The 5,077-nt window shown below is 70.4% G+C and carries 5 protein-coding genes; 3 read left to right on the plus strand and 2 right to left on the minus strand.

What is annotated here, in order from left to right; genetic code table 11:
- Positions 1 to 602 (plus strand): HNH endonuclease signature motif containing protein (locus A4X17_RS14520; RefSeq protein WP_231884404.1); only part of this gene is annotated, 602 nt, incomplete at its 5' end.
- Between the two features lie 200 nt (positions 603 to 802).
- Here A4X17_RS14520 and A4X17_RS14525 read toward each other — a convergent pair.
- Complete coding sequence (locus tag A4X17_RS14525; RefSeq protein ID WP_064296392.1) at positions 803 to 2,296, minus strand: mannitol dehydrogenase family protein; 1,494 nt, start codon at positions 2,294 to 2,296, stop codon at positions 803 to 805.
- Between the two features lie 69 nt (positions 2,297 to 2,365).
- A complete protein-coding gene (locus tag A4X17_RS14530; RefSeq protein WP_064296393.1) occupies positions 2,366 to 3,082 on the minus strand; it encodes a nucleoside/nucleotide kinase family protein in 717 nt (238 codons plus the stop codon).
- Positions 3,083 to 3,303: 221 nt separating this feature from the next.
- On the opposite strand from A4X17_RS14530, the gene A4X17_RS14535 reads away from it, so the two are divergent.
- Both A4X17_RS14535 and A4X17_RS14540 read left to right on the plus strand, forming a co-directional pair.
- Entirely contained in the window at positions 3,304 to 4,032 is a 729-nt protein-coding gene (locus A4X17_RS14535; RefSeq protein WP_064296395.1) for an SDR family oxidoreductase, read from the plus strand.
- A 35-nt stretch (positions 4,033 to 4,067) separates the two neighbouring features.
- Entirely contained in the window at positions 4,068 to 5,051 is a 984-nt protein-coding gene (locus A4X17_RS14540) for a LacI family DNA-binding transcriptional regulator (RefSeq protein ID WP_064296394.1), read from the plus strand.
- Positions 5,052 to 5,077: the final 26 nt, after the last annotated feature.

The raw sequence follows: 5,077 nt of genomic DNA on the forward strand, positions 1-5,077 counted from the left end.
ACTCCGGTCACCCCATGCCCCACGGGCCCACCCTCATCCCCATCGACCGACGACGCGCCATCGCCCTCACCGAGACCTTCCGCCACCTCGCCGGCTGCAAAGGCGCCGCCACCGAACTCACCCCCGTCACCGTCATCATCCGCACCGACCGAGACACCCTCGAAACCGGCCTCGGCACCGCCACCATCGACGGCATCGACGAACCCATCGGAGCTGGCGCCCTGCGCCGCCTCGCCGCCGACGCCAACCTCATCCCCATGATCCTCGGCGGCCCCTCCCAAGTCCTCGACCTCGGCACCAGCACCCGCCTGTTCACCCGCGGACAGAAACTCGCCCTCGCCGAACGCGACGGCGGCTGCGCCTGGACCGACTGCACCCACCCACCATCCTTCACCGAAGCCCACCACATCACCTGGTGGTCACAAGGCGGCCCCACCAACCTCGACAACGGCATCCTCCTCTGCCCCTTCCACCACCACCGCATCCACGACGACCACTGGAGCATCACCACCCAAAACGGCCTCCCCTGGTTCATCCCACCCAGCCACATCGACCGCCACCAAACCCCCATCCGAGGCGGACGCATCCACCTCGCCGCCTAGACCAAGGCACCCGCCTGCCTCCGCACAGGCCTGCCCTTCGACAAGCTCAGGGACCGACACGCGAACCACCCTTCGACAAGCTCAGGGACCGAGATGGGAAAACGACACGCTCGGCGAACGACGCCGTCCTCGACAACCCCGCCACCCCGGTCCCTGAGCCTGTCGAAGGGCACACGGGGCGCGCCCCGTCCTCCGCAGACTCACCCCGCGGCGACGACCTCTTCCACCGTCACCCGCGCACCGACGTCCGCCAGCCGCGCGCGCGCCGCGATGAACGCCTCGCGCAGTCGCGCGTCCGATCCGAGGTCGCCGAACACGACCTCCAGGTCCAGGAACGCCCCAGGGCGCTCCGCCTCCTGCGCGACGGCCGCCTGCAACTCGGCCAACCGCCGATCGACCGGGGCAAGCTCCCGCCCGTCGTCACCGACACCCTCGATGAACCGACTCCACGCTGCGAGGACGAGCGCCGAACGCGCGATCCCGCCGCCGGTCCGCAACTGCTCACGGACCACGGGGAGCAGGAACTTCGGGATGCGCTCCGACCCGTCGACGATCTGCCGCGCCAACGTGTCCTTGATCGCCTCACTGCCGAATCGGCGCATCAGCTCCGCACAGTACGCGTCGATGTCGATGCCCGGGACCGGCGCGAGCGTCGGCCTCGCCTCCTCGTGCATGTACCCGAGGAGGAACCGCGAGAACAGCTCGTCGCGGCAGACGTCGTGCACGTACGTCTCCCCCGCCAGCAACCCGAGGTAGCTCATCGCCTGGTGGGAGGCGTTCAACAACCGGAGCTTCATCAGCTCATACGGCTCGACGTCCTCCACGAGCTGCACGCCCACCTGCTCGTATGGCGGACGACCGTCGGAGAAGTCGTCCTCGAGCACCCACTGCTCGAACGATTCCGAGAGCACCGGCCAGCGGTCGTCGATCCCGAACCGCTCGGACACGAACGCACGCTGCTCGTCCGTCGTCGCCGGCGTGATGCGGTCCACCATCGAGTTCGGGAACCGCGCCTCGGCACCGATCCAGGCGGCGAGCGCCGGGTCGATGCGCTCGGCGAAGGCGAGGATCGCGGTCCGGGCGACGTGCCCGTTGCCCTGGATGTTGTCGCAGGACATGACCGTGAACGGGACCGCGCCGGCGTCGCGTCGGGCACGGAGGGCCGCCGTGATGAACCCGAGCGGGCTCTGCGGCAGCGCCCCCGACGGCAGTCCGTCGAGGTCCGCGAGCGTCGCACCGTCGCTCGGCTCGAAAGCCCCGGTCGCATCGTTCACCCCGTAGCCGCCCTCGGTGATCGTGAGCGACACGATCCGCGTCGACGGATCGCTCACGCGGGCGAGGACCGCTTCCGGGTCGTCGGGAGCGAACAGGTACTCGACGATCGACCCGACGACGCGTGCCTCGACCTCGCCGTCCGGACTCGTCGTCACGAGCGTGTAGAGCCGGTCCTGAGCGCCGAGCGCGTCCCGCATGGCGGCGTCACCGGCCAGTGTGCCGACGCCGACGAGCCCCCAGGACGCGTGTTCGTCGCCGGGGAGCCCGAGCACGCGGTCGACGAACATCGCCCCGTGCGCACGATGGAAGGCGCCGACCCCGAAGTGGACGATGCCGGGTCGGATGGCCGAGCGGTCATAGGCGGGGACGGCCACCCGCTCGTCGAGAGCGGTGAGGGTGGCGTCGGAGAGCTGGGTCATGTGGTGCCTTCTCGTCGGTGAGCGGGTTCCGGGTGGTGCAGGTCGAGCGTGCTGGGGCTGCAGGGTGGGTCAGGCGCCGTGGGTGGATTCGGTCTCCACCGGCGTCGATGCGTCGAGCGTGACGATCCGGGTGGCACGTTGCTTGGTCGCGTCGACCAGGCGGGCGTTCGGCTCGTCGACGCCGAGCACCCAGGCTTCAGCCTCGTCGCGCGGGTGTCCGTGACCGAGGCGTCGGGCGATGAGTCGGTCGCGGCGGACCTCGTCGTCCACGTCGACGTACCAGGACTCGTCGAGATGCGCGGCGACACCCTGCCAGCCGTGGTCGTCGAACAGGAGGTAGTTGCCCTCCGTGATCACGAGCGGCACCTCAGGTCGGACGAGGACGGCACTGCCGATCGACGCCTCGAGCGAGCGGTCGAACCGGGGTGCGTAGATGGGTGTGCCCGGCGAATCGGCGGTGCGTCCGGCACGGGCGAGGCGGGACAGCAGTGCGACGTAACCGTCGACGTCGAAGGTGTCGGGCGCGCCCTTGCGGTCCCGTCGCCCGAGGCGGACGAGCTCGGCGTTGTCGAGGTGGAAGCCGTCCATCCCGACGATCACGGCCTGGTCGCCGAGCGCCGCGGCGATCGCGTCGCTCACGGTGGACTTGCCCGCACCGGGTGCCCCGACGATCCCGAGGATCCGGCGGGACCCGGTGGCGGCGAGCGAGCGGGCGTGATCGATGAGGCCGTCGAGGTCGACGAAGCCATCGAGGCCGGTCCCGGCGGTGGTCGTCGTGCCGCTCATCGTGATGCCTGACCTCTCCTGGGAGCCGACCGGTCGCGGTCGCGCCGTCGCCCGACTCACGGTAAGTCCAGGGGATGCGTGTGTCAACACCAGATGTCACCGGTGTCATCATGTGCGACAGAAATCCATGTCACGGGTGACATGACCGTCATTCCGTGGTTATGATGCTCCCGACCCGGTGCACCGACGCACGGGCCTCATCACGTCGATCGGACCACCTCATGACTGACTTCAACGGCCGCACCATCCTCGTCACGGGAGCGAGCGGCGGCATCGGCGGCGCCACCGTCCGCCACCTCGTCGCAGCGGGCGCGCAGGTGATCGCCTCCGGTCGCAACGTCGAGCACCTCGACGCCATCGCCGCTGAGACGGGCGCCGAACCGCTGCCCTTCGACCTCACCTCGGAGGACAGCATCCGCGACGCGATCGAGGGACGCGACATCTGGGGCGTCGTCAACTCCGGCGGTTGGGGCGGCGAGATCGCCTCCCCTCAGGAGACCGACATCGACGTGTTCGACAAGGTCATCAGCATCAACGCACGCGGGTCACTGCTCGTCACCAAGTACGCGTCCCGCGAGATGATCCGCCAGGAACGCGGCGGCGCGATCGTGAACGTCTCCAGCCAGGCGAGCCTCGTCGCGCTTTCCGGCCACATCTCCTACGGCTCGTCGAAGGCCGCGCTCGACAACATCACGCGGGTCTCCGCCCTGGAACTCGGGAAGTACGGCATCCGGGTGAACGCCGTCAACCCGACGGTCGTGATGACGCCGATGTCCGCCTGGTACTGGGGTCGGCCCGACATCGAAGGCCCATTCCTCGAGGCGATGCCGCTCGGCAAGTGGGCCACCGAGGACGACATCGCCGGCCCGATCACCTTCCTGCTGAGCGACGCCGCCGGCATGATCTCGGGCGTCTCGCTGCCGATCGACGGCGGCTACACCGCGCGCTGACCCGAACCGGCAGGACCGAACGGGGGGACCCGAGCATGGCCACGATGCGCCAGATCGCCGCAGCCGCCGGCGTGAGCGCGAAGACGGTCTCGCGGGTCTTCAACGACGACCCGCACGTCCTCCCGGCGACCCGAGAACGGGTCGAGTCGATCATGCGGGAGCTCGACTACGTGCCGAACTCCCTCGCGACGGCGTTCCGCTCGGGCCGCCCGTCGGTCATCGGGGTCGCCGTCCCCGACATCGTCGACCCGTTCTTCGCCGAGATCGCACGTGCGGTGGAGCGGACGGCGCGCGACCACGACATGTCGACGCTCGTGACGAGTCTCGGCGACGACCCGGACCGCGAGCGCGCGGTCCTCGAGCCGATGCTCCGACGCCAGCTGGCCGGAGTGGTGCTCGCGCCGATCAGCGACGACCAGAGCTCACTGGCAGCGTGGGCGTCGCGGACGCCGTTCGTGTTCGTCGACCGCGCGCCAGGCGGGCTCGCTGCCGACGCGTTCACGCAGGACGACTTCGGTGGGGCGTTCGCGGCGACGACCCACCTCGTCGAGCACGGCCACCGCCGGATCGCCTTCGTCGGCGACCAGCTGGCCCTACCGACGACCGCCGAGCGGCTGCGCGGGTATCGGGCCGCACTCACCGAAGCCGGGCTGCCCGCCGACGAGGAGCTCATCGCCCTCGGTGCGGCGACCCGCGAAGGGGCGGCGCGCGCGCTGGCGGCCATCGACTCGCGGGCGACGGCCCTGTTCTCGTCGAACGCCGTCTGCACGATGGCGTTGCTGCCCGCACTCGCCGAGCAACCGCTCCCACTCGTCGCGTTCGGCGACTTCCCCCTGGCCGAGCTCCTGCGACCGTCGGTGTCCGTGATCACGCAGGACCCGGAGGCCCTCGGCCGACTCGCGGCGGAACGGATCATCGATCGCCTCGACCGCCCCGACGCGCGGTACCGCCGGAGCACGGTCCTCCCGGTGCACCTCGTCGAGCGCGACTCCTGCCGCGCCGCGTCCGCGGTGCGCTGAGCCCTCCCCGCTGGACGATCCGGGTC

It is taken from the genome of Plantibacter sp. H53 (assembly GCF_001650455.1).
GTDB lineage: Bacteria > Actinomycetota > Actinomycetes > Actinomycetales > Microbacteriaceae > Plantibacter > Plantibacter flavus_A.

What these genes read in the sequence shown, in the direction of transcription:
- A4X17_RS14525 (WP_064296392.1), bottom strand. Translation starts at nt 2,296, where the DNA reads ATGACCCAGCTCTCCGACGCCACCCTCACCGCTCTCGACGAGCGGGTG.
- A4X17_RS14535 (WP_064296395.1), top strand. Translation starts at nt 3,304, where the DNA reads ATGACTGACTTCAACGGCCGCACCATCCTCGTCACGGGAGCGAGCGGC.
- A4X17_RS14530 (WP_064296393.1), bottom strand. Translation starts at nt 3,082, where the DNA reads ATGAGCGGCACGACGACCACCGCCGGGACCGGCCTCGATGGCTTCGTC.
- A4X17_RS14540 (WP_064296394.1), top strand. Translation starts at nt 4,068, where the DNA reads ATGGCCACGATGCGCCAGATCGCCGCAGCCGCCGGCGTGAGCGCGAAG.